The sequence below is a fragment of the Pseudomonas brassicacearum genome (assembly GCF_003732225.1).
Lineage (GTDB): Bacteria > Pseudomonadota > Gammaproteobacteria > Pseudomonadales > Pseudomonadaceae > Aquipseudomonas > Aquipseudomonas brassicacearum_E.
On the sequence record NZ_MOBJ01000009.1, the window covers coordinates 32,327 to 56,391 of the forward strand.

The 24,065-nt window shown below is 59.4% G+C and carries 23 protein-coding genes; 13 read left to right on the forward strand and 10 right to left on the reverse strand.

From position 1 onward, the window contains the following. Nucleotides 1-13: 13 nt before the first annotated feature. Nucleotides 14-208, reverse strand: a complete 195-nt coding sequence (locus tag BK659_RS13705; protein ID WP_123425602.1) for a hypothetical protein — start codon at nt 206-208, stop codon at nt 14-16. A 126-nt stretch (nt 209-334) separates the two neighbouring features. Between BK659_RS13705 and BK659_RS13710 the strand changes: the two genes are divergently transcribed. From BK659_RS13710 to BK659_RS13720, 3 genes are all read left to right on the forward strand, one after another. Then, the gene (locus BK659_RS13710) at nt 335-655 is read left to right on the forward strand and encodes a YbjQ family protein (protein ID WP_123425603.1); all 321 of its coding nucleotides are present in this window, start codon (nt 335-337) and stop codon (nt 653-655) included. Between the two features lie 191 nt (nt 656-846). After that, nucleotides 847-1,038, forward strand: a complete 192-nt coding sequence (locus BK659_RS13715) for a hypothetical protein (protein WP_123425604.1) — start codon at nt 847-849, stop codon at nt 1,036-1,038. Between the two features lie 358 nt (nt 1,039-1,396). Further along, on the forward strand, nt 1,397-1,741 hold the full coding sequence (locus BK659_RS13720) for a hypothetical protein (protein WP_019689428.1): 345 nt from the start codon (nt 1,397-1,399) through the stop codon (nt 1,739-1,741). 131 nt (nt 1,742-1,872) lie between these two features. Here BK659_RS13720 and BK659_RS13725 read toward each other — a convergent pair whose 3' ends face one another. Both BK659_RS13725 and BK659_RS13730 read right to left on the reverse strand, forming a co-directional pair. Next, a complete protein-coding gene (locus BK659_RS13725) occupies nt 1,873-2,199 on the reverse strand; it encodes a helix-turn-helix domain-containing protein (protein WP_123425605.1) in 327 nt (108 codons plus the stop codon). Continuing rightward, nucleotides 2,180-2,434, reverse strand: a complete 255-nt coding sequence (locus BK659_RS13730; RefSeq protein WP_019689430.1) for a type II toxin-antitoxin system RelE family toxin — start codon at nt 2,432-2,434, stop codon at nt 2,180-2,182. The genes BK659_RS13725 and BK659_RS13730 overlap by 20 nt, the downstream gene beginning before the upstream one ends. Nucleotides 2,435-2,687: 253 nt before the next feature. On the opposite strand from BK659_RS13730, the gene BK659_RS13735 reads away from it, so the two are divergent. After that, nucleotides 2,688-3,380, forward strand: a complete 693-nt coding sequence (locus tag BK659_RS13735; protein ID WP_123425606.1) for an HAD-IA family hydrolase — start codon at nt 2,688-2,690, stop codon at nt 3,378-3,380. A gap of 84 nt (nt 3,381-3,464) precedes the next feature. Here BK659_RS13735 and BK659_RS13740 read toward each other — a convergent pair whose 3' ends face one another. After that, a complete protein-coding gene (locus BK659_RS13740) occupies nt 3,465-4,211 on the reverse strand; it encodes a 3-oxoacyl-ACP reductase family protein (RefSeq protein WP_123425607.1) in 747 nt (248 codons plus the stop codon). A gap of 124 nt (nt 4,212-4,335) precedes the next feature. Here BK659_RS13740 and BK659_RS13745 point away from each other — a divergent pair, with 124 nt between their 5' ends. Then, complete coding sequence (locus BK659_RS13745; RefSeq protein ID WP_123425608.1) at nt 4,336-5,259, forward strand: LysR family transcriptional regulator; 924 nt, start codon at nt 4,336-4,338, stop codon at nt 5,257-5,259. A 153-nt stretch (nt 5,260-5,412) separates the two neighbouring features. Here BK659_RS13745 and BK659_RS13750 read toward each other — a convergent pair whose 3' ends face one another. Beyond that, nucleotides 5,413-6,147: a phosphoadenylyl-sulfate reductase gene (locus tag BK659_RS13750; protein WP_123425609.1), complete on the reverse strand. Its 735-nt coding sequence runs from the start codon at nt 6,145-6,147 to the stop codon at nt 5,413-5,415. Nucleotides 6,148-6,321: 174 nt separating this feature from the next. Between BK659_RS13750 and thrH the strand changes: the two genes are divergently transcribed. Continuing rightward, complete coding sequence (gene thrH, locus BK659_RS13755; protein ID WP_123425610.1) at nt 6,322-6,939, forward strand: bifunctional phosphoserine phosphatase/homoserine phosphotransferase ThrH; 618 nt, start codon at nt 6,322-6,324, stop codon at nt 6,937-6,939. A gap of 31 nt (nt 6,940-6,970) precedes the next feature. Here thrH and pabB read toward each other — a convergent pair whose 3' ends face one another. The 4 genes from pabB to rloA form a co-directional block, all read right to left on the reverse strand. Further along, a complete protein-coding gene (gene pabB / locus BK659_RS13760) occupies nt 6,971-8,314 on the reverse strand; it encodes an aminodeoxychorismate synthase component I (protein ID WP_123425611.1) in 1,344 nt (447 codons plus the stop codon). 240 nt (nt 8,315-8,554) lie between these two features. Continuing rightward, on the reverse strand, nt 8,555-9,541 hold the full coding sequence (locus tag BK659_RS13765) for an alpha-L-glutamate ligase-like protein (RefSeq protein ID WP_123425612.1): 987 nt from the start codon (nt 9,539-9,541) through the stop codon (nt 8,555-8,557). Next, nucleotides 9,541-11,073 carry an osmotic stress tolerance membrane protein RloB gene (gene rloB, locus BK659_RS13770; protein ID WP_123425613.1) on the reverse strand — a complete coding sequence of 511 codons (1,533 nt, stop codon included), beginning with the start codon at nt 11,071-11,073 and terminating at the stop codon, nt 9,541-9,543. Before rloB ends, BK659_RS13765 begins: the two co-directional genes overlap by 1 nt. Before the next feature lie 5 nt (nt 11,074-11,078). Beyond that, nucleotides 11,079-11,615 carry a retropepsin-like aspartic peptidase RloA gene (gene rloA / locus BK659_RS13775; protein ID WP_123425614.1) on the reverse strand — a complete coding sequence of 179 codons (537 nt, stop codon included), beginning with the start codon at nt 11,613-11,615 and terminating at the stop codon, nt 11,079-11,081. A 270-nt stretch (nt 11,616-11,885) separates the two neighbouring features. On the opposite strand from rloA, the gene BK659_RS13780 reads away from it, so the two are divergent. The 6 genes from BK659_RS13780 to prpD all read left to right on the forward strand — a co-directional run bounded on the left by BK659_RS13780 (nt 11,886) and on the right by prpD (nt 20,492). Further along, the gene (locus BK659_RS13780) at nt 11,886-12,608 is read left to right on the forward strand and encodes a GntR family transcriptional regulator (protein ID WP_123425615.1); all 723 of its coding nucleotides are present in this window, start codon (nt 11,886-11,888) and stop codon (nt 12,606-12,608) included. Beyond that, on the forward strand, nt 12,605-13,495 hold the full coding sequence (gene prpB, locus BK659_RS13785) for a methylisocitrate lyase (protein ID WP_123425616.1): 891 nt from the start codon (nt 12,605-12,607) through the stop codon (nt 13,493-13,495). The genes BK659_RS13780 and prpB overlap by 4 nt, the downstream gene beginning before the upstream one ends. Nucleotides 13,496-13,619: 124 nt before the next feature. Further along, on the forward strand, nt 13,620-14,747 hold the full coding sequence (prpC, locus tag BK659_RS13790; protein ID WP_123425617.1) for a bifunctional 2-methylcitrate synthase/citrate synthase: 1,128 nt from the start codon (nt 13,620-13,622) through the stop codon (nt 14,745-14,747). 200 nt (nt 14,748-14,947) lie between these two features. Continuing rightward, a complete protein-coding gene (acnD, locus tag BK659_RS13795) occupies nt 14,948-17,542 on the forward strand; it encodes a Fe/S-dependent 2-methylisocitrate dehydratase AcnD (protein WP_123425618.1) in 2,595 nt (864 codons plus the stop codon). 52 nt (nt 17,543-17,594) lie between these two features. Further along, nucleotides 17,595-18,797 (forward strand): 2-methylaconitate cis-trans isomerase PrpF, encoded by a 1,203-nt coding sequence (gene prpF, locus BK659_RS13800; RefSeq protein WP_123425619.1) that lies wholly within the window; start codon nt 17,595-17,597, stop codon nt 18,795-18,797. Between the two features lie 210 nt (nt 18,798-19,007). Next, nucleotides 19,008-20,492 carry a 2-methylcitrate dehydratase gene (gene prpD, locus BK659_RS13805; protein ID WP_123425620.1) on the forward strand — a complete coding sequence of 495 codons (1,485 nt, stop codon included), beginning with the start codon at nt 19,008-19,010 and terminating at the stop codon, nt 20,490-20,492. Between the two features lie 124 nt (nt 20,493-20,616). Here the strand turns inward: prpD and ppsR are convergent, their stop codons facing one another. After that, nucleotides 20,617-21,435, reverse strand: coding sequence for a posphoenolpyruvate synthetase regulatory kinase/phosphorylase PpsR (ppsR, locus tag BK659_RS13810; protein WP_123425621.1), 819 nt, complete (start codon nt 21,433-21,435; stop codon nt 20,617-20,619). A gap of 176 nt (nt 21,436-21,611) precedes the next feature. Here ppsR and ppsA point away from each other — a divergent pair, with 176 nt between their 5' ends. After that, on the forward strand, nt 21,612-23,987 hold the full coding sequence (gene ppsA, locus BK659_RS13820; protein ID WP_123425623.1) for a phosphoenolpyruvate synthase: 2,376 nt from the start codon (nt 21,612-21,614) through the stop codon (nt 23,985-23,987). The last annotated feature ends 78 nt before the right edge of the window (nt 23,988-24,065 follow it).

Here is a 24,065-nt window from a genome sequence, read left to right on the forward strand (position 1 = left end):
CCCTCATTGACTATCACTGGCTGACTTGAGTTTCACAGACAAAGTAATTGGTCTTACGATTTTTGGCCGTGAGATCTACCGTTAGCTTCTTGGCGGCAGCGATGCATTGCTTGTAAGCGTTCGCCTGTACCCAGTGTTCGACGGGTATCACCTGGCAGTCGGTGCGGGAGGCGTCAGTGCACAGGTACAGCAGTAAAAATACCGTCATACAACCTCCTGCGTGCCCAACACCAAAACCACCAGCTGAACCCGGATGGCAACAATTCTTAGTATGTACGTCTCTCCAGCTTCAGCCAGCAGCAGGGCTGATACCCAGTCAATAAAGGAATGCCACATGATCATGACCACTACTCAATCCATCGAGGGCCGCCAAATCGCAGCGTACCTGGACATCGTCAGCGCCGAATCCGTGCAGGGCATCAACGTAGTGCGGGATATGTTTGCCGGGATGCGGGATTTCTTCGGTGGGCGTTCCCAGACGCTGGAAAGGGCGTTGAAGGAGGCTCGCGCCCAGGCAACGGATGAGCTCAAGGAGCGTGCGCACAGCCTTCAGGCGGACGCGGTGGTCGGGGTGGACTTCGAAATCAGTATGCCCTCAGGCAGGGGCAGCATGCTGGTGGTGTTTGTGACCGGGACGGCGGTGAAGCTCAAGTAAGCTGATTGGCGTTTTATCTGTCGGAAAGAGGTTGGTGAGGTCATGGAGTTTTCCTGGCCGTTCGTCGGGTGTTTCGCATTTGAATCATTGGTCTGGGAATGACCGGCTAGTCTCAAAACCCTTGAAGGTCGGTATTTTTTTTAGGCAATCAGTTGCTTGCCGGTATCGATCTGTCTGGAGGGACTGATTAGATGAGCAATCCTTACATTGAAGATGATGGCGCTGAGTACCCGATCAACAATTGTGTGCAGTGTGGCCAGACGGATTATGTGGCTGGGTTTGGTGAAACGCCGACCAAGCCGGGCAAGGCCAGGCTTCCAGCGGTGACAAAAACCATCGCAAAACCGTTTATGCCGAAGGTCGCAGCGCCTGTACGCAAGTAACCGAAAAGTGTGCCGACCCCGCCATTGAGCGGGGTTTTTTGTGAGTGCTGCCTGGACGTATGGCAGGTGATTGGTGACGGTCTAGAGACGCGTCATACGCGGTATCAAAGTTACTGATCGTTGGGTGTTTATTTCACGCTTCTTTCACACGCACGCCAGTAGGCTCAGCTCATCCGTTAAAAAGCAATTCCATTAGCCCGTCTCCCCGCGGGCTTTTTTTTGTCTGCGATAAAACTCTTTGCGTATAAACTGTCCAACCTTCGCGCTCGGGAGGGTTGAGCTGGTTCATTGACTGATCCGGCTGCCTTTTACAGCATCCAATTTATTACTGTTCAGCACCCTTTTTGAGGTTCATGTCATGCGTTTAACTTTGCCTGCTCTGGTTCTGGGTCTTCTGGTCGCTCAAGGCGCAATGGCTGGTGATGGCTCCGCAGCGCTCGGCGGCGGCCTGGGCGGTGCGCTGGGTAATGTGGTCGGTCAGAAGCTCGGTGGCAGCACCGGCGCGGCGATTGGTGCGGGCGTTGCAGGCGCGGCAGGCAGTGCTGCCGGCGCACGCAAAGGTCACCGAGCCAAAGCTGCAATCGGCGGTGGTGTAGGCGCGGCGGGTGGTTCGGTCATCGGCAACTCGCTGGGCGGCAAGACCGGCTCCGCCATCGGTGCAGGCCTTGGCGGCGCAGCGGGCGGTGCGCTCATGGGCAAGTAAGGGCACTGATTCCAGCGGTACGATTTGAAACAGCCCGGCTAATTGCCGGGTTTTTTCATTCTGGGGCACTCGACCCCTAGCACCCCATGCTAGTGCGCTACCTGAGCCCACAGCCGGCAATGACTCTGACTTCACAACTCCAGCTGATCAGCCCTGATCCCGAACGCCATGGCGATCTTTTCCCGAGTGGTGCGGCGTGGTTTGTTCACCGCCTCCTGCTGGGCGAACGCAGGTTGTGAAATCCCCATCCGCTTTGCCACTTCCTCCTGCGTCAGGTTCAAGTGTTCGCGCCAGGCGCGGATTGGGGTGGCACCGTCGACGATACGACTGACCACTTGATGAGGAATCAGCTCGGTGCCGCCGTGTTGAGCGACATACTGCTGGTAGGGGATGACCACAAAGGCCGGTTCGCCGTCCGGGCCGTTGATGATTTGTATGTCAGTAGGTGCGTTCGTCACGTTTTTTGACCTCTTGAATGCTGACCACCTGGACCGAGCCGTCCCAGTCAAACAGAACCCGGTAGCTACCCACTCTCAGGCGATACCCGCAATTGTGCAGGGCCAGCGCCTTGACGTTGATTGCGTCGGGCATGCGCTCCAGCTGCGTTACGGCATCGCGGATTTGGGCCCGGTGCTCCGTGTGTACTCTGAGCAGTTGCTTTACGGCTTTGCGGGTCCAGTAGATTTCGTTCATGAGATCTTAATAAGTCTTCCATAAGTTATGCAATGATTTTCTTATATTTCTATAAGTAACCGTGTACGCTTTCCTTGCGCTCACTCCATACCCTAGGCCGTGATCGACGCGTGGGAGCGGCAAATAGTTGCTGCATGTGAACCGCGCTCGCTATGCTGCTGAACCCTTTAATCGATCCCTCTTTGATCGATCAAGGCACTGGCCGTACCTGAGCCGCCTCCCGGAATGTTGTGTTGATAACGGATCAGATGCGATGAATGCACCGCTCGACTTCGGCCCGATCAAGGCCGTGATTTTCGATATGGATGGTTTGCTGCTCGATACCGAGGGCATTTACACCGAGGTCACGCAAATCATTGCCGAACGCTACGGCCGAACCTTCGACTGGAACATCAAGCAGAACATCATCGGCCGCGGTGCTGGCGATCTGGCGCGCTATGTCGTCGAGGCGCTGGACCTGCCGATCAGCGCCGAGGAGTTTCTGCTGATCCGCGAACCTTTGATGCGTGAACGCTTTCCGCGTGCGCTGGCGATGCCAGGTGCGCAGGAACTGGTTCAGCATCTGAAAGCGAACAACATTCCGATTGCCGTGGGCACGAGTTCTTCGAGTCAGTCCTTCGGGCAGAAAACCACGTTGCATGGCGATTGGTTTGCGCTGTTCGACACCATCGTGACTGCTGATGACCCTGAGGTGGGCGCGGCGAAACCAGCGCCGGATATCTTCCTCACCGCCGCGCGACGTCTGGGTGTGGCGCCGCAGGATTGCCTGGTGTTTGAAGATTCGCCGTTTGGCGTTACTGCGGCAAAAGCCGCGGGGATGACTGCGATTGCTGTGCCGGATGCGGCCATGGCTGATGAAAAGTATGCGCATGCCGACAGCATTCTTCGCACGTTAAAGGCCTTCCAGCCGCACGCGTACGGCTTGCCGGCACTCGAGCTGAGATAACGGGCAAACGCGGAACAACAAAATGCCGGGCAACCTGATCAAAGGTTACCCGGCGTTTTGTTTTTACGGTGCGAGGGCGGTGAATCAGGCGCCAAAACCACCGTCGATGCTAAGGCTGGCACCGGTGATGTAGCCGGCTTCCGGGCCGACCAGGTAAGCAACGAAACTGGCGATCTCGGAGGCGGTGCCATAACGACCAACGGCCATCAGCGGGATCAGGCTCTCGGCGAACTCACCGTGGGCCGGGTTCATGTCGGTATCGACCGGGCCAGGCTGCACGTTATTGATGGTGATACCCCGCGGGCCCAGGTCGCGGGACAGGCCTTTGGTCAGGCCGACCAGCGCCGCCTTGCTCATGGCGTAAGGGCCGCCACCGGCGAAGGGCATGCGGTCGGCGTTGGTGCTGCCGATGTTGATGATGCGACCGCCTTCGGTCATGTGTTTGGCGGCCTCTTGAGTCGCGATGAACACACTGCGTACGTTGATCGCCAGGGTTTGGTCGAAGTCTTCGAGTTTGAAATCTTCAAGTGGGGCAACGGCCAGCACACCTGCGTTGTTGACCAGAATATCCAACCGGCCAAAGGTTTTGACGGTGGCGTTGACGGCGTTGCGAATGGCGACTGCATCAGCGCTGTCGGCTTTGATCGCCAGAGCTTTGCCGCCGGAAGCGGTGATGCTGTTCTGCAACTCTTCAGCCTTGGCGGCGGAGCTGACGTAAGTGAAGGCAACCGCTGCGCCTTCAGCGGCCAGGCGTTTGACGATGGCGGCGCCGATGCCGCGGGAGCCGCCCTGGATGAGCGCTACTTTACCGCTGAGATTTTGAGTGGTCATGTCGTTCTCCAAAAGTACAAGGCGGACTGCCTTGTTGTTGGAGCCGAGTATCGGCCTCGGATTACCCGCTGTGTAGACGGTAATTACTATAGTCTGTGTAAACCAAAAGTTTATAGTGGCGACCATGGAAACCTTCAGTAGTATCGAATGCTTCGTCCGCAGCGCCGAGGTCGGCAGCTTTGCCGAAGCCGCGCGGCGCCTGAGCCTGACTCCGGCAGCGGTGGGCAAAAGTGTCGCCAAGCTTGAGGCGCGCCTGGGTGTGCGGCTGTTTCAGCGCAGCACGCGCAGCCTGACCTTGACCGAAGCCGGTCAGCTGTTTCTCGGTGAAGTCAGTGCCAGTCTGCACACCATTCAAAATGCCGTGGCCAATTTGGCCAGCGCCGAAGGACGTCCGGCCGGGACGCTGAAAGTCAGCATGGGCACGGTGTTTGGGCGGCTGTACATCGTGCCGCTGCTGGGCGAGTTTCTGCGGCGTTTTCCGGCGATCAACCCGGATTGGCATTTCGATAACCGCCAGGTCGATCTGATCGGCCAAGGCTTCGACGCGGCGATTGGTGGCGGCTTTGAACTGCCGCAAGGCGTGGTCGCGCGCAAGCTGACGCCGGCTCACCGGGTGTTGGTGGCGTCCAGGGATTATCTGGCGCAACGCGAGGCGATTCGTGAACCGGATGATTTAAGTGACTGCGACGGGATTCTGATTCGTTCACCGCAGACGGGTCGCGTGCGCTCCTGGCAACTGACCAGTCGTCGTCAGGAACACAGCCCGCTGAACCTCAAGGCGCGGATGACCATGAGTGACTCCGAAGCCGCTTGCGCCACCGCCGTGCAAGGCTTGGGTATCGCGCTGGTGAGCATGCCGTTCGCCGTTGGTTACCTGAATGCCGGTACTTTGCAGCGCGTGCTGCCGGACTGGTACGTCGATGATGGCAACATCTCGATCTACTACGCCGAACACAAGCTGCTGCCGGGCAAGACACGGGCGTTCGTTGATTTCATCATCGAGCAATTCGCCGAGCAGCAATTGGCGCAGCGATTCAGCGCTGTCTGAGCAGGTCTCCTGGCCGAGTGCAGATCCTGTGGGAGCGAGCTTGCTCGCGATGACGGACTGACATTCAACATTGATGTTGATTGTTACACCGCTATCGTCGGAACGCCGCCCGGAGCAAGCTCGCTCCCACAGGGGATTTTGCAGGGCAGGGGATCAGGCTTTCTGGATGATGTTGCCCGCGTGCAAGCCGCATTCTTTCTGGGTGGCTTCTTCCCACCACCAGCGACCTTCGCGCTCGTGCTGGTTCGGCAGCACCGGGCGGGTGCACGGCTCGCAGCCAATGCTGATGAAGCCGCGCTCATGCAGGCTGTTGTACGGCAGTTCCAGCATGCGGATGTAGCCCCAGATCTCTTCGCTGGTCATTTGTGCCAGCGGGTTGAATTTGTACAGGGTGCGTTCCGGCGTCGAGAACGCGCTGTCGACTTCCAGTACGGCAACCTGGCTGCGGGTGCCCGGGCTCTGGTCGCGGCGCTGGCCGGTGGCCCAGGCGCTGACGGTGGACAGTTTGCGACGCAGCGGTTCGATCTTGCGGATGCCGCAGCATTCGCCATGGCCGTCCTTGTAGAAGCTGAACAGGCCTTTTTCCTTGACGAACGGTTCGAGCTTTGTATGGTCCGGCGAGACCAGTTCAATCTCGATCTTGTAGTGCTCGCGCACCTGATCGATGAAGCGATAGGTTTCCGGGTGCAGGCGTCCGGTGTCGAGGCTGAAGACTTTGACGTTTTTGTTGATCTTCCAGGCCATGTCCACCAGCACCACGTCTTCGGCGCCGCTGAAGGAGATCCAGAGATCATCCCCGAACTCGGCAAAAGCCAGTTTGAGAATGTCCTGGGCGGATTTGGTGGCATAGGTCGCGGCGAGTTCAGCGACGTCGAACGATGGGCTCATCAGGGCGGTTTCCTACAGGTCGGTGGCGCTAAGCGCTCTATATAGTGGCGATGGTAGCAAAAACCCGAGGCGACAGGGGCGCTCGTCTGCGTTGCGTCGGTCGGTACGACTCGCTAGAGTTCGGCAGTCCTTTTGCTCGCTCAACTCAATAATCAGTACAAATGGGAGTGTCTTGTGGAAATTGCCTGTCTCGATCTGGAAGGTGTCCTGGTCCCGGAAATCTGGATCGCCTTTGCCGAAAAAACCGGGATTGAATCCCTCAAGGCAACCACCCGGGATATTCCCGATTACGACGTGCTGATGCAGCAGCGCCTGCGCATCCTCGACGAGCACGGCCTGAAGCTGTCCGACATTCAGGAAGTGATCGCCACCCTGAAGCCACTGGACGGTGCCATCGAGTTCGTCAACTGGCTGCGCGAGCGTTTCCAGGTGGTGATTCTTTCCGACACGTTCTACGAGTTTTCCCAGCCGCTGATGCGTCAACTGGGCTTCCCGACCTTGCTCTGCCATCGTCTGATTACGGATGACACGGGGCGGGTGACGGGCTATCAACTGCGTCAGAAAGATCCCAAGCGTCAGTCGGTATTGTCCTTCAAGAGCCTCTACTATCGGGTGATCGCGGCCGGTGATTCGTACAACGACACCAGCATGCTGGGCGAGGCGGACGCAGGGATCCTGTTCCACGCGCCAGACAACGTGATCCGCGAATTCCCGCAGTTTCCGGCGGTGCATACCTTCACCGAGTTGAAGCAGGAATTCCTCAAGGCCTCGAACCGCGAATTGAACCTGTAAACACCCGCCCCTACGGGGGCAATACACTGGGTTACAGGTTTTGCAGGGTTTCCAGCAACACCTTCACCTTGGTGATCGACTCCTGATACTCGGCCTGCCAGTCCGAATCGGCGACGATCCCTCCACCCCCCCAGCAGCAGACCTGACCATCCTTGACCAGCAAGCTGCGGATGGCGATCGAGCTGTCCATCTCTCCGCGTACGTCCAGATACAGCAACGAGCCACAGTACAAACCACGGCGGGTCGGTTCCAGTTCGTCGATGATCTGCATGGCACGGATCTTCGGCGCGCCGGTGATCGAGCCGCCGGGGAAGCTGCCGGCGATCAGATCCAGGGCGTCTTTGTTGTCAGCCAATTCGCCGGTGACGCTGCTCACCAGGTGATGCACGTTCGGGTAGCTTTCCAGGCTGAACAACTCTGGCACGCGCACCGAGCCAATGCGGCAGGTGCGGCCCAGATCGTTACGCAACAGGTCGACGATCATCAGGTTTTCCGCGCGATCCTTGGGGCTGGCCAGCAGTTCGGCGGCATTGGCTGCGTCTTCGGTGGCGTTCTGTCCGCGCGGCCGGGTGCCTTTGATCGGCCGGGTTTCCACATGGCCGTCGCTGACTTTGACGAAACGCTCCGGCGACAAGCTCAGTACTGCGCCGCCCTCGGGCAAGCTCTGGAAGCCGGAGAACGGCGTTGGGCAGGCTGCCCGCAACGCGCAATACGCGGCCCACGGATCACCCTGATACTGCGCGCGGAAGCGTTGTGCAAAGTTGACCTGATAGCAGTCGCCGGCCTGAATGTACTGCTGGATACGCACGAACGCCTGCTGATAGTCGCTGGCACTGAGGTCGGGGCTCATGGCGCCGTTCAGGGTGAACGTCCCGGTGGACGCAATCGTGGGCTGGCTGAACAGTTCGATCAGACGCTGGCGCTCGGTTTCAATCAGGTTTGGATGGAACACCAGCTGACTGCTACCGATCAAGTGGTCGCTGATCAGCGCCCAGTCATACAGGCCGAAGCGCGCGTCGGGCAGTTGCAGGTCATCGTGAGCCTGAGAGGGCAGGGCTTCCAGGTGACGACCGAAATCGTAACTGAGGTAGCCGATCAAGCCGCCCGCGAACGGCAGCTCGTAGGGTTCTGGTATCGCTGCATCGCCGAGTCGGGCCAGCGTGTCGCGCAGGCGTTGCAGGAACGCGCTGCCACTTTCGTCAGGGGAAACGGCCAGCGTTGTCAGCGGCCAGGCGCTGAGCAGGTCATAACGCCCGCGCTCGGCACTCGGCCGGCCGCTGTCGAGCAGCACACTGCCCGGGGCATGACGAATTGCCGCGAAATACTCGGCGGGGTTGGCGCGATAGGGAAGCGGGTATACGGAACAGGTCAGCATGAGCGGGGCAGATCAGCCATCGAGGCGGGGTGGCGATTGTAGTCCTCTGCGGGAGTTGCTCCTAGAGGGGATGTCGGTGATTGGCAGGTTGGAGGCAGGGTTGAAGGCTTTGGTGACTGTCAGGCCGCCATCGCGAGCAGGCTCGCTCCCACACTGGATCTGTGTCGCACCAAAGATCTAAATGTGGGAGCGAGCTTGCTCCGGGCGGCGTTCCGACGATGGGCGCGCCTCGATCTCGAATCAGCCATCAACCGAGGGAATATGCCCGAACATGTGCTGAACAAACTCCACCCGCTCTTGCGGCGTTTCGGTAATCCCTCTGGCCTTCAGCTCTTCCAGTCGTGCCTCGACGGCATGAGTACGCAAGGTCAACCCGCAGTCATTGGCAATCTGAATATTCAGCCCGGGCCGCGCGTTGAGTTCGAGAATCAGCGGGCCTTTCTCCTGGTCCAGCACCATGTCGACGCCAATGTAGCCCAGGCCACACAGCTCATAACAACTGGCGGCAAGTTTCATGAAACCGTCCCAGTAGGGCAGTTGCACGTCATCCACCGGATTGGCGGTGTCCGGGTGTTTGGCGATGAATTTGTTCAGCCAGGTGCCGCGCAAGGTCAGGCCGGTGGCCAGGTCGACACCGACGCCGATGGCGCCCTGGTGCAGGTTGGCCTTGCCGTTGGACTGCCGGGTTGGCAAACGCAGCATGGCCATTACCGGGTAGCCCATCAGCACGATGATGCGGATGTCCGGCACGCCTTCATAACTGATGCTTTGGAAGATCTGGTCGGGAATCACCCGATACTCGATCAGCGCACGGTCGCGGTGACCACCCAGGGAATACAGACCGGTCAGAATGCTGGAAATCTGATGTTCGATTTCCTCATGGCTGATGATCTTTCCGGAAACCGTGCGGTACTGGCCTTCGAAGCGGTCGGCGATCACCAGGATGCCGTCACCGCCGGCACCCTGCGCCGGTTTGATCACGAAGTCGCTGTGGTTGCCGATGATCTCGCCGAGCTTGTCGATTTCCTTTTCGGTGGAGATCACCCCGTACATTTCCGGCACATGAATGCCGGCCTTGATCGCACGTTCCTTGGTGATGATCTTGTCATCGACAATCGGGTACAGGCTGCGCTTGTTGTACTTGAGTACGTAGTCCGCGTTGCGCCGATTGATGCCCATGATGCCCCGGGCTTCCAGGGCCTTCCAGGTCTTCCAGAAACCGAACATTACGACTCGGCCTTGACGAAGGCTTTGAAGCGCATGAGTTCGGTCAGGCGGTAGCCGCGATAACGACCCATGGCCAGCATGAAACCCACCAGGACCAACAGGATCGCCGGGAAGGTGAACACGAAGTAGATCAGTTCCGGGATGCTCATGATCAGGTGTCCCAGGGATGCTGCGAACAGCGTGCCGATCGCGACTTTCAGCGCATGGCCGGCGCCGCGTTCTTCCCAGGTGATCGACAGGCGTTCGATGGTCATGGTCAGAATCACCATCGGGAACAGTGCCACCGACATACCGCGCTCCAGTCCCAGTTTGTGGCTGAACAGGCTGATGGCGGCAATCAGCACCACGACGAAGGTCAGTACTACCGAGAGCCTCGGCAACATTTGCAGTTTCAGGTGTTCAAGGTAGGAGCGCAAGGACAGGCCCAGCGCCGTGATCACCGTAAACAGCGCGATACCGAAGCCCAGCTGGGTTTCCCGGAAGGCCAGGGCGATCAGTACCGGAGTAAAGGTGCCCAGGGTCTGCAAGCCGATCAGGTTGCGCAGGATCAGGATCACCAGCACGCCGATCGGGATCATCACCATGATCATGAAGGTTTGCTGGGTCTGTAGCGGCAGGCCGTACAGCGAGTAATCGAGGAAGCTGGCGTCGGTGTTCTCGTCGGTCAGCTTGGCCAGGCGAATGGCGTTCATTTCGCTGTTGTTCAGGCTGAAGGTGACGTTGGCTTTCTTGCCGCCTTCGACGGTGATCAGGTTGTCATCGCCGGTCCACCACAGCAGGCGGTCAGTCGGCAGGCCTTGCTCACCGGTTTCCGGGTTGAAGTACAGCCAGTCGGTGCCATTGAAGCTGCGCAGCCAGAGTTCCGGGATTTGCGGCTGATCGGCCACCAGGCGGATGGTGTGGACCTTTTCCATCGGTACGTGGGCGATGGACAGCAGCAGCTCGATGATTTTCGCCTTGTGCGCGGGCGAAGGATCGCCTGCCAGGAGCATTTTGGCGTTGTCGTCGTTGGTGTTGTTGACCCGTTTGATTGCTTCGCTGATGAACGTTTCAACGTCCGCCGAGTGTTGGCGAATCGGCGCGAGCAGGGCATCGGCGGCGATTTTTTCCGGGCCTTCGACGGCGATGCTGTCACGGAAGGTCGGGCCTTTGACTTTGGATTTTTCACCGGTGTAGCGCTTGGTCAGCACCAGGCGGTAGTAAAGCGTCTGGTTGCCCTTGGCCCGACGTGCCGACCAGGTGACTTTGCGGTTGCCGTCGACGCGGTTGACCGAAACGCCATAGTTGTTGGAGATGAAACTTTCATTGAGGCTGACGTAATCGCGGCTCAGCGGTGGCACGAACATCTGGATCTTGACCGGGTCCTTGGCACTGGCGACGAACTCGACCTTGGCGTCGATGTTCCACAAGTCGTCGGTGGCGTCTTCGGTCACCGGAATGCCCAGCACGAAAATCTGATAGGCCGTAACTGAAATGCCTAGCACCATCAATATGGCGATCAGGATTTTCAGGTGGAGGGTAAGAGAGCGCATGGGTATTACTCTGCGGTTTGTGCGTCGGTGGCGCAGGCAGGTTTGCCAGCAGCGTATTTAAGACTGGGGTCGACCAGCGCATCAAAGCGTTTCAAGGCTTCGGAGCCGATCAAGAGCGGGTATTGGAATGCACTACGGTCGGTCAGGTTCACTTCTATGCTGCGTAGCGCCGTACCCATGCAGATATCCAGCTCTATCACCGGGCGTGCGGTGTACTGCTTGCCTTCATCGGGGTCGTAGTCACCGGCACGGCGTTTGATTTTGCTCACGCGTGCCAAAGGGCGTTCGATCGGGTGCGAGTGGGCGGTGTCGATAGCCAGATAGAAGCGCACCCAGGATTCGCCATTGCGTTTGAAGCGTTTGATGTCGCGGGCACTGAGCGAGGCGGTTTTGGCCCCGGTGTCGAGTTTGGCCGCGACTTCCAGGTCGATCCCTGCCAGCTGCGCGTATTCGTTGAGGCCGTACACAGTCTTTTCGCCCGCGATAGCGAGACCCGGCAGGCAGAGTAGGCAGAACAACAGGGTGAAGGGCTTGAGTCTCATAGATCCTGGCGCGGTGCCGTCCGTTCTTCAGTTCAAGGCGACTGGCATTGCTGCACAAGCTCCTTCTCGTGCCTGCCATAAAAACATGACAGACAAATGCGGGCGGCATTCTAGCACGGTGGTTTTATGGCGCCAGCCGCGGGGCTGTCCTTTACTTAGGTTTTACCAAAGGCGTTTATTAGACGATTGTCGACAATAGCTCTTTTTCCTTTGACTGATTGCCTGATATTGGTTAGTTTTTGGCGCATTGACTTACAAGGTGTCGACAATATGCTGGATCAACTCGATCCCCCGGTGATGGCGTCAGACGATTCGGAAACCCTTTCCGAAAACGTCTTCCGACGCATTCAGGCGGCCATCGTCAAAGGCGAGATCGCCCCGGGCAGCAAGATCTCCGAGCCTGAGCTGGCGCGCACCTACGGCATCAGCCGTGGGCCGTTACGTGAGGCAATCCATCGCCTGGAAGGTCAGCGCCTGCTGGTGCGCGTCCCGCATGTGGGGGCAAGGGTGGTGTCGCTGAGCCACGCCGAGTTGCTTGAGCTCTACGAAATTCGCGAGTCTTTGGAAGGCATGGCCTGTCGCCTGGCTGCCGAGCGCATGACCAGCGAAGAAATCGATGAGCTGCGCCGGGTGCTGGAAACCCACGAGCGCGATGCGGCGTTTCAGGCAGGTGTCGGTTATTACCAGCAGGAAGGCGATTTCGACTTTCACTACCGAATCATTCAGGGCAGTGGCAACCGCACGCTGACGCAAATGCTCTGCGGCGAGCTTTATCAATTGGTGCGCATGTACCGCATCCAGTTTTCCGCCACGCCCAATCGGCCGCGCCAGGCGTTCGCCGAGCACCACCGGATTCTCGATGCCATCGCCGACCGTGACGGTGAATTGGCCGAGTTGTTGATGCGTCGTCACATCGGCGCTTCAAAACGTAATATCGCCCGTCACTATCAGGACGGCGCCCATCAGACAGCCACTCCACGAGGTGAGTCATGAGTTCCAACAAGAGCACACCAGGCCAGCGTTTCCGCGATGCGGTTGCCAGCGAGCAACCTTTGCAAGTGGTCGGCGCGATCAACGCCAACCATGCGCTGCTGGCCAAGCGCGCCGGTTTCAAGGCTATCTATCTGTCCGGTGGCGGGGTCGCTGCCGGTTCTCTCGGTGTGCCGGATTTGGGCATTACCGGCCTCGATGATGTGCTGACCGACGTACGCCGGATCACCGACGTCTGCGATCTGCCGTTGTTGGTGGACGTGGACACCGGTTTTGGTTCCTCGGCGTTCAACGTCGCGCGCACCGTGAAGTCGATGATCAAGTTCGGCGCGGCGGCGATTCACATCGAGGACCAGGTCGGCGCCAAGCGCTGCGGTCACCGTCCGAACAAAGAGATCGTTTCCCAGCAGGAAATGGTCGATCGGATCAAAGCCGCTGTCGATGCGCGCACCGATGACAGCTTCGTGATCATGGCCCGCACCGACGCTCTGGCGGTGGAAGGTCTGGAGTCGGCACTGGATCGCGCCGCGGCGTGTATTGAAGCCGGCGCCGACATGGTGTTCCCGGAAGCCATCACCGAGCTTGAGATGTACAAGCTGTTCGCCAGCCGCGTCAAAGCGCCGATCCTGGCCAACATCACCGAGTTCGGCTCGACGCCGCTGTACACCGTCGAGCAACTGAGAGCCGCCGATGTGTCGCTGGTGCTGTATCCGCTGTCGGCCTTCCGCGCCATGAACAAAGCCGCGGAAAACGTCTACACCGCGATCCGCCGCGACGGTACGCAACAGAACGTCATCGACACCATGCAAACCCGCATGGAGCTTTACGATCGCATCGATTACCACACCTTCGAGCAGAAGCTCGATGCGTTGTTTGCTGCGAAGAAGTAAAGATCAAAAGATCGCAGCCTTCGGCAACTCCTACGCCGATCGTGTTCCCCGTAGGAGCTGCCGCAGGCTGCGATCTTTTCGGGGTTATCCGAATAGCCTGACAAATTCAAGATTGGAGACAGCAATGGCCGAAGCAAAAGTATTGAGTGGCGCCGGGCTGCGTGGCCAGGTGGCCGGGCAAACCGCATTGTCCACCGTGGGACAGGAAGGCGCAGGCCTGACCTATCGCGGCTATGACGTTCGCGAACTGGCGGCGCAAGCGCATTTCGAAGAAGTGGCGTACATGCTGCTGTACGGCGAGCTGCCGAACAAGGCGCAACTGGCCGCCTACATCAGCAAACTGAGCAAGCTGCGTGACCTGCCGCAAGCCCTGAAGGAAGTGCTCGAACGCATCCCGGCGGACGCCCATCCAATGGACGTGATGCGCACCGGTTGCTCGTTCCTCGGCAACCTTGAACCGGAGAAAGACTTCTCCGAGCAACACGATAAAACCGACCGGCTGCTGGCCGCGTTCCCGGCGATCATGTGCTACTGGTATCGCTTCAGCCACGACGGTAAACGCATCAACTGCGTGACCGATGAAGAGTCGATCGGCGGGCATTTCCTGCACCTGCTGCACGACAGGAAGCCGAGCGAGTTGCACGTCAAGGTGATGAACGTTTCGCTGATCCTTTACGCGGAGCACGAGTTCAACGCGTCGACCTTCACCGCCCGCGTTTGCGCATCGACCTTGTCCGACCTGTTCTCCTGCGTTACCGCGGCCATCGGTTCCCTGCGCGGCCCGCTGCATGGTGGCGCCAACGAAGCGGCGATGGAAATGATTCAGCGCTTCGCATCGCCGGAGGAGGCAATCAAAGGCACCCTCGGCATGCTTGAGCGCAAAGACAAGATCATGGGCTTCGGTCACGCGATCTACAAAGACAACGACCCGCGCAATGAAGTGATCAAGGGCTGGTCGAAAAAGCTCGCTGACGAGGTCGGTGACAAGGTGTTGTTCCCAGTGTCCGAAGCCATCGACAAGACCATGTGGGAGCAGAAGAAACTGTTCCCCAACGCCGACTTCTACCATGCCTCGGCGTACCACTTCATGGGCATTCCGACCAAGCTGTTCACGCCGATTTTCGTCTGCTCGCGCCTGACCGGCTGGGCGGCGCATGTGTTCGAACAGCGTGCCAACAACCGCATCATCCGCCCGAGCGCCGAGTACGTCGGCGTCGAACAGCGCAAGTTCGTGCCAATCGAACAACGCTGAGTGGTGGGGTTTTGCACTGGTAGCTGAAGAAACCGAAAACCCTGTGGGAGCGAGCTTGCTCGCGATAGCGGTGGGGCAGTCGACATCGATGTTGGATGTGACTCAGTCATCGCGAGCAAGCTCGCTCCCACAGTAGTTGGGTGTTCTTCAGTTCCGGCGCCAGACGCCTCCTATGCAATCACCGTGACCGAGTCCTGACGATGAACACAGAATTTCGCAAACCGCTGCCCGGCACCCATCTGGATTACTTCGACGTCCGTGCGGCAGTCGAGGCCATCCAGCCTGGCGCCTACGACACTCTGCCGTACACCTCCCGCGTGCTGGCGGAAAACCTGGTGCGTCGCTGCGACCCGGCCACGCTCACCGAATCCCTGAAGCAGTTCATCGAGCGCAAGCGCGACCTCGACTTCCCGTGGTTCCCGGCGCGCGTGGTGTGCCACGATATTCTTGGCCAGACCGCCCTGGTTGACCTCGCCGGCCTGCGTGATGCCATCGCCCTGCAAGGTGGCGATCCTGCACAAGTGAACCCGGTGGTGCCAACGCAACTGATCGTCGACCACTCCCTGGCCGTTGAGCGCGGTGGCTTCGATCCGGAGGCGTTCGAAAAGAACCGTGCCATCGAGGACCGTCGCAACGAAGACCGCTTCCACTTCATCAACTGGACCAAGAAGGCCTTCAAGAACGTCGACGTGATTCCGCCGGGCAACGGCATCATGCACCAGATCAACCTGGAGAAAATGTCTCCGGTGATCCAGGTGCGCGATGGCGTGGCGTTCCCGGATACCTGCGTGGGCACTGACAGCCACACGCCTCACGTCGATGCGTTGGGCGTGATCGCCATCGGTGTCGGCGGTCTGGAAGCCGAAAGCGTGATGCTCGGCCGCGCGTCCTGGATGCGCCTGCCAGAAAGCGTCGGCGTTGAACTGACCGGCAAGCTGCAACCGGGCATCACCGCCACCGACATGGTGCTGGCGCTGACCGAGTTCCTGCGTCAGCAAAAAGTCGTCGGCGCCTGGCTGGAATTCTTCGGCGAAGGCGCCTCGGCACTGACGCTCGGCGACCGCGCAACCATTTCCAACATGGCTCCGGAATACGGCGCCACCGCGGCGATGTTCTACATCGACCAGCAAACCATCGACTACCTGAAACTCACCGGCCGTGAAGACGAGCAGGTGCAGTTGGTCGAGAGCTACGCCAGGCAGACCGGTCTGTGGGCCGACAGCCTGAAGGGCGCGCAATACGAGCGAGGGTTGAGCTTCAACCTGTCCTCGGTGGTGCGCAACATGGCGGGGCCGAGCAATCCTCATGCCCGTGTCGCCACCTCGGACCTCGCCGCTCAAGGCATCTCTGGCCAGTGGGACGACGTTCCCGGTCAGATGCCGGATGGCGCGGTGATCATTGCCGCCATCACCAGTTGCACCAACACCAGCAACCCGCGCAACGTCATCGCTGCCGGTCTGTTGGCACGCAACGCCAACAAGCTCGGGTTGACCCGCAAGCCATGGGTCAAATCGTCCCTCGCACCGGGTTCGAAAACCGTGGCGCTGTACCTGGATGAAGCCGGCCTGACCACTGAACTGGAACAGCTCGGTTTCGGCGTGGTGGCGTTCGCTTGCACCACCTGCAACGGTATGTCCGGTGCGCTGGACCCGGTGATCCAGCAAGAAATCATCGACCGTGACCTGTACGCCACCGCCGTGTTGTCGGGTAACCGCAACTTCGACGGTCGGATTCACCCGTACGCCAAGCAGGCGTTCCTCGCGTCGCCGCCGCTGGTGGTGGCGTACGCCATTGCCGGGACCATTCGTTTCGACATCGAAAAAGACGTGTTGGGCCTGACGGCCGACGGCAAGGAAATCCGCCTGAAGGACATCTGGCCGAGTGATGAAGAGATCGACGCGGTGGTCAAGGCGTCGGTCAAGCCGGAGCAGTTCCGTCAGGTTTACATTCCGATGTTCGCCATCCACGAAGACACCGGCCCGAAAGTCAAACCGCTCTACGACTGGCGCGAGATGAGCACCTACATCCGCCGTCCGCCGTACTGGGAAGGCGCACTGGCCGGGGCACGTCCGCTCAAGGGCATGCGCCCGCTGGCAGTGCTGCCGGACAACATCACCACCGATCACCTGTCGCCGTCCAACGCCATCATGCTCGACAGCGCCGCCGGCGAATACCTGGCGAAAATGGGCTTGCCGGAAGAGGACTTCAACTCTTACGCGACGCACCGCGGTGACCACTTGACCGCACAACGCGCGACCTTCGCCAACCCGAAACTGTTCAACGAAATGGTTCAGGAAAACGGCAAGGTCAAGCAGGGTTCGCTGGCGCGTGTCGAGCCGGAAGGCCAGGTCATGCGGATGTGGGAAGCCATCGAAACCTACATGGAGCGCAAACAGCCGCTGATCATTATCGCAGGCGCCGACTACGGTCAGGGTTCGTCCCGCGACTGGGCTGCCAAGGGTGTGCGACTGGCCGGGGTTGAGGCTATCGCAGCCGAAGGTTTCGAACGCATCCACCGTACCAACCTGGTGGGCATGGGCGTGTTGCCGCTGGAGTTCAAGCCGGGTACTGATCGCAAAACCCTGGGCATTGACGGCACTGAAACCTTCGACGTGATCGGCGAGCGCACTCCGCGCGCCACACTGACGCTGGTCATCACCCGCAAGAACGGTGAACAGGTGTCGGTGCCGGTCACTTGCCGTCTCGATACTGCTGAAGAAGTCTCGATCTATGAAGCCGGTGGCGTGTTGCAGCGTTTCGCCCAGGACTTTCTTGAATCGGCTGTTGCCGTTTAATACGACGAGCCGCGCGGGATTTCAAGTCCCGCGCTGGCCAATAAGGACCCACATGGCTCACGTACCTCAGATCGCCCCTCAAATTAGAATCCCTGCCACCTACATGCGGGGCGGCACCAGTAAAGGCGTGTTCTTCAGCTTGCAGGATTTGCCTGAATCGGCACAGGTTCCGGGCCCGTCCCGCGATGCGTTGCTGTTGCGTGTGATCGGCAGCCCTGACCCGTATGAAAAGCAAATCGACGGCATGGGCGCGGCGACCTCGAGCACCAGCAAAACGGTGATCGTGTCCAAGAGCATCAAGGCCGATCACGATGTCGATTACCTGTTCGGTCAGGTCTCCATCGACAAGCCTTTTGTCGATTGGAGCGGCAACTGCGGCAACCTCTCGGCGGCGGTCGGTTCGTTCGCCATCAGCAGTGGTCTGGTAGAGGCCAGTCGCATCCCGCACAACGGTGTGGCAGTGGTGCGCATCTGGCAGGCCAATATCGGCAAGACCATCATCGCCCACGTGCCGATTACCAACGGCGCGGTGCAGGAAACCGGTGATTTCGAACTCGATGGCGTGACCTTTCCAGCCGCGGAAGTGCAGCTCGAATTCATGAACCCGGCGGCCGAAGAGGAGGGCGCGGGTGGTTCGATGTTCCCGACCGGCAACCTGGTCGATGACCTGGAGGTGCCAGGCGTTGGCACCCTCAAGGTGACGATGATCAATGCCGGTATCCCGACCATTTTCCTCAACGCGGACGCCATCGGTTACACCGGCACCGAGTTGCAGGGCGACATCAACGGCGACCCGAAAGCGCTGGCGATGTTCGAGACCATCCGGGCGCACGGTGCGCTGCGTATGGGGTTGATTTCGAACCTCGATGACGCCGCCAAACGTCAGCACACCCCCAAGGTTGCGTTCGTTGCACGGCCAGCCGATTACCTCGCCTCCAGTGGTAAGCCGGTGGCCGCGGGCGATGTCGACCTGCTGGTCCGGGCGCTGTCCATGGGCAAGCTGCACCACGCGATGATGGGCACCGCTGCCGTCGCCATCGGCACCGCTGCGGCGATTGACGGCACGCTGGTCAACCTCGCTGCCGGTGGCATTCCACGCAACGCCGTGCGTTTCGGGCATCCGTCGGGCACCTTGCGTGTCGGCGCCGAGGCTCATCTGGTCGACGGCGAATGGACCGTGACCAAAGCCATCATGAGCCGCAGTGCGCGGGTGTTGATGGAAGGCTGGGTGCGCGTGCCGGGTGACGCTTTCTGAGGTAATACAAACCTCACGTGAACCCTGTGGGAGCGAGCTTGCTCGCGATGAGGCCATAACATTCAGTATCTATGTTGGCTGTCACACCGCCATCGCGAGCAAGCTCGCTCCCACAATTGACCGTTTTTCAACAATAAGAATGATGTAACCGACTGAGATTGCCCCTGAACCGAGGTCCCATCTACGAACCACTGCCAGAGTGAATCGAACATGAGCGCCAACGTCGACCTGAACAACCGTCCCGACTACGACAAAGTCCTGCAAGACATTGCCGATTACGTCCTGAATTTCAAGATCGAATCCAAAGAGGCGTTGGACACCGCCCGCAACTGCCTGATGGACACCCTCGGCTGCGGCCTGCTGGCCCTGCGTTTTCCCGAATGCACCAAACACCTGGGTCCCATCGTCGAAGGCACGGTCGTACCCTTCGGCGCACGTGTTCCCGGTACCAGCTTGCGCCTCGATCCGGTCAAAGCTGCGTGGGACATTGGCTGCATCGTCCGTTGGCTCGACTACAACGACACCTGGCTGGCCGCCGAGTGGGGGCATCCGTCTGACAACCTCGGCGGGATCCTCGCGGTTGCCGATCACCTGTCGCAGAAACGCGTGGCCAATGGCGATGCACCGCTGACCGTGCGAGCGGTGCTGGACGCGATGATCATGGCCCACGAGATTCAGGGCGTGATTGCCCTGGAAAACTCTTTCAATCGGGTCGGTCTGGACCATGTCCTGCTGGTCAAAGTCGCCTCGACGGCCGTTACCGCGAAAATGATGGGCGCCAATCGCGAGCAACTGTTGGCGGCGCTGTCCCACGCCTTTGTCGACGGCCAGGCACTGCGCACTTACCGTCACGCGCCGAACGCCGGTTCGCGCAAGTCCTGGGCGGCGGGTGATGCATCCAGTCGTGGCGTGCGGCTGGCGGACATCGCCATGCGTGGCGAGATGGGCATTCCGGGCGTATTGACAGCGCCGCAATGGGGTTTCTACGACGTGCTGTTCAGCCACACCAACAAGGATCTGGCGCTCAAGCCTGAAGATAAACGCACCTTCAGTCTCTCGCAGAAGTTCGGCACCTACGTGATGGAAAACGTGCTGTTCAAGATCAGCTTCCCGGCCGAATTCCACGCGCAAACCGCCTGCGAGGCAGCGGTGACCTTGCACCCGCAGGTGAGCAATCGTCTGCATGAAATCGACAGGATCGTCATCACCACCCACGAGTCGGCGATTCGCATCATTTCCAAGGTCGGCCAACTGGCCAACGCCGCAGACCGCGACCACTGCATCCAGTACATGACGGCGGTACCGCTGGCCTTCGGCAATCTGGTGGCTGAACAGTACGAAGACGAGTTCCACGCGGCACACCCGATCATCGATGTGCTGCGCGAGAAGATGGTCATCGTCGAAGACCCGCGCTACACCCGCGAGTATCTGGAGGCCGACAAGCGCTCCATCGCCAACGCCCTGCAAGTGTTCTTCAAGGACGGCTCAAGCACCGAACAAGTGGTGGTCGAATACCCGATTGGTCATCGTCGTCGCCGCGCCGATGGCATTCCCTTGCTGGAGGACAAGTTCAAGGCCAATCTGGCAACCCGATTCACCGCGCAACGCTCGGCGCAGATCCTGGCCCTGTGCAAGGATCAGGCAAACCTTGAAGCCACGCCGGTTAACCGCTTTGTCGATTTGTGGGTGATCTAGCCAGACCGCGTAATCGTTCATCGCGAGCAAGCTCGCTCCCACATTTGACCGCGACCTCAAGGTAAATACGGTCCAGTGTGGGAGCGAGCTTGCTCGCGATGGCGGCAGACCTGGTGATAAGGAACTACTTGAAGCGCCGCTCCACGCCTTTTTCCACCAGAATCTTCGCCGAAATCTCTTCCACGGAAAAATGCGTGGAGTTGATGTGTGCGATGTTCTCGCGGCGGAACAGGTTCTCGACTTCGCGCACTTCGAACTCGCACTGGGCGTAGCTCGAGTAGCGGCTATTGGGCTTGCGTTCGTTGCGGATCGCGGTGAGGCGGTCCGGATCGATGGTCAGGCCAAACAGCTTGTGCTTGTGGGCACGCAATGCCGTTGGCAGTTGCAGGCGCTCCATGTCGTCTTCGGTCAGCGGGTAGTTGGCCGCGCGAATCCCGAATTGCATGGCCATGTACAGGCAGGTCGGGGTTTTGCCGCAGCGCGACACGCCGACCAGGATCAGGTCAGCCTTGTCGTAATAGTGGGTGCGGGCGCCGTCGTCGTTGTCGAGGGCGAAGTTCACCGCCTCGATACGCTCCATGTAATTGGAGTTGTGGCCAATGGAATGGGATTTGCCGACCGAATACGACGAGTGTTCGCTCAACTCCTGCTCGAGCGGCGCGAGGAAGGTCGAGAAAATGTCGATCATGAAACCATTGGAGGTCGCGAGGATCTCACGAATATCCTGGTTGACGATCGTGTCGAAGATGATCGGACGAAATCCGTCCTTTTCGGCGGCCATGTTGATTTGTTGTACCATGGCCCGCGCTTTGTCCACGTTGTCGATGTACGGTCGTATGACTTTGCTGAAGGTAATGTTTTCGAACTGCGCCAACAGGCTTTGACCCAGGGTTTCGGCTGTAATGCCCGTGCCATCGGAGATAAAGAAAGCAGATCGTTTCATTTGCGCCTTGGGCCTTAAGCTGGTGACGATTCTTGGATATGATAGGCGCGGTTTGTCGGCCTGGATTGGCCCGCATTCTCACTTATTTTCCAGGTCCAGGCCATATCGCTGGCAAATGCTCCTGATGAGCCGCCAGCGCCCTGAGCTTTTCCAACACAGTTAGTGGAGAGATCACCTTGGTAGAGTACGTAGTTTCCCTCGATAAGCTCGGCGTCCATGATGTAGAGCATGTGGGGGGCAAGAACGCATCCCTGGGCGAGATGATCAGTAATCTTGCGGGGGCCGGTGTATCGGTCCCGGGTGGCTTTGCCACGACGGCTCAGGCTTATCGTGATTTTCTCGAATTAAGTGGTTTGAACGACCAGATCCACGCAGCCCTCGATGCGCTGGACGTAGACGACGTGAACGCCCTGGCGAAAACCGGTGCGCAAATTCGTCAATGGATCATGGAAGCCGAATTCCCGGAGAAGCTCAACGCCGAAATCCGCACCGCGTTCGCCACACTGTCGGCCGGTAACCCGGACATGGCCGTGGCCGTGCGCTCCTCGGCGACCGCCGAAGACTTGCCGGACGCTTCCTTCGCCGGTCAACAGGAAACCTTCCTGAACATCCGTGGCGTCGAAAACGTCATTCGCGCCGCCAAGGAAGTGTTTGCTTCCCTCTTCAACGACCGCGCCATTTCCTACCGCGTGCACCAGGGCTTCGACCATAAGCTGGTTGCCCTGTCGGCTGGCGTGCAGCGCATGGTCCGTTCGGAAACCGGCACTGCCGGCGTAATGTTTACCCTCGATACCGAATCCGGCTTCCGTGACGTGGTGTTTATCACCGGCGCCTACGGCCTGGGCGAAACCGTCGTACAAGGCGCGGTGAACCCGGATGAGTTCTACGTCCACAAAGGCACGCTGGCAGCAGGTCGTCCGGCGATCCTGCGCCGCAACCTGGGCAGCAAAGCCATCAAGATGATCTACGGCGACGAAGCCAAGGCCGGTCGTTCGGTCAAGACTGTCGATGTCGACAAGGCCGAACGCGCGCGTTTCTGCCTGAGCGATGCTGAAGTCAGCGAACTGGCCAAACAGGCGATGATCATCGAGAAGCACTACAAGTGCCCGATGGACATCGAATGGGCCAAAGACGGCGACGACGGCAAGCTGTACATCGTTCAGGCTCGCCCTGAAACCGTGAAGAGCCGCACCCAGGCCAACGTCATGGAACGTTACCTGTTGAAAGAAACCGGCACCGTGCTGGTTGAAGGTCGCGCCATTGGCCAGCGCATCGGCGCCGGTAAAGTGCGCATCATCAAAGACGTTTCCGAGATGGACAAAGTCCAGCCGGGCGACGTTCTGGTTTCCGACATGACCGACCCGGACTGGGAACCGGTCATGAAGCGCGCCAGCGCCATCGTCACCAACCGTGGCGGCCGTACCTGCCACGCGGCGATTATCGCCCGCGAGCTGGGCATTCCGGCCGTCGTCGGTTGCGGTAACGCCACCCAACTGTTGAAAGACGGGCAGGGCGTGACGGTTTCCTGCGCTGAAGGCGACACCGGTTTTATCTTCGAAGGCGAGTTGGGCTTCGACATCAAGAAAAACTCCGTCGACGCCATGCCGGAACTGCCGTTCAAAATCATGATGAACGTCGGTAACCCGGATCGCGCTTTCGATTTCGCGCAGTTGCCGAACGCCGGTGTGGGCCTGGCCCGTCTGGAGTTCATCATCAACCGCATGATCGGTGTGCATCCTAAAGCACTGCTGAACTACGACGGTCTGCCGTCGGAAATCAAGGAAAGCGTCGACAAGCGCATCGCCGGTTACAACGATCCGGTTGGTTTCTACGTCGAAAAACTGGTCGAGGGCATCAGCACCCTGGCCGCCGCGTTCTGGCCGAAAAAGGTCATCGTGCGTCTTTCGGACTTCAAGTCCAACGAATACGCCAACCTGATCGGCGGCAAGCTCTACGAGCCGGAAGAAGAAAACCCGATGCTGGGCTTCCGTGGCGCTTCGCGTTATATCAGCGAGACGTTCCGTGACTGCTTCGAACTCGAATGCCGCGCGCTGAAACGCGTACGCAACGAGATGGGCCTGACCAACGTCGAAATCATGGTGCCGTTCGTCCGTACCCTGGGCGAAGCCAGTCAGGTCGTGGACCTGTTGGCCGAGAACGGCCTGGCGCGTGGCGAAAACGGTCTGCGCGTCATCATGATGTGTGAACTGCCGTCCAACGCGATCCTCGCTGAAGAGTTCCTCGAGTTCTTCGATGGTTTCTCCATCGGCTCCAACGACCTGACCCAGCTGACTCTGGGCCTGGACCGTGACTCGGGGATCATCGCGCACCTGTTCGACGAGCGTAATCCGGCGGTCAAGAAATTGCTGTCCAACGCGATTCAGGCCTGTAACAAGGCTGGCAAATACATCGGTATTTGCGGTCAGGGGCCTTCCGATCACCCGGACCTGGCCAAGTGGCTGATGGAACAGGGTATCGAAAGCGTTTCGTTGAACCCGGATTCCGTACTGGAAACCTGGTTCTTCCTGGCTGAAGGTCAGGCTGCGGTCTGATGTGTTGAGTGAAGGGGCTGATCGATGATCGGCTCCTTTAGGATTCAAGTAGGGCGGCATCCAGATGGACCCCGCCCT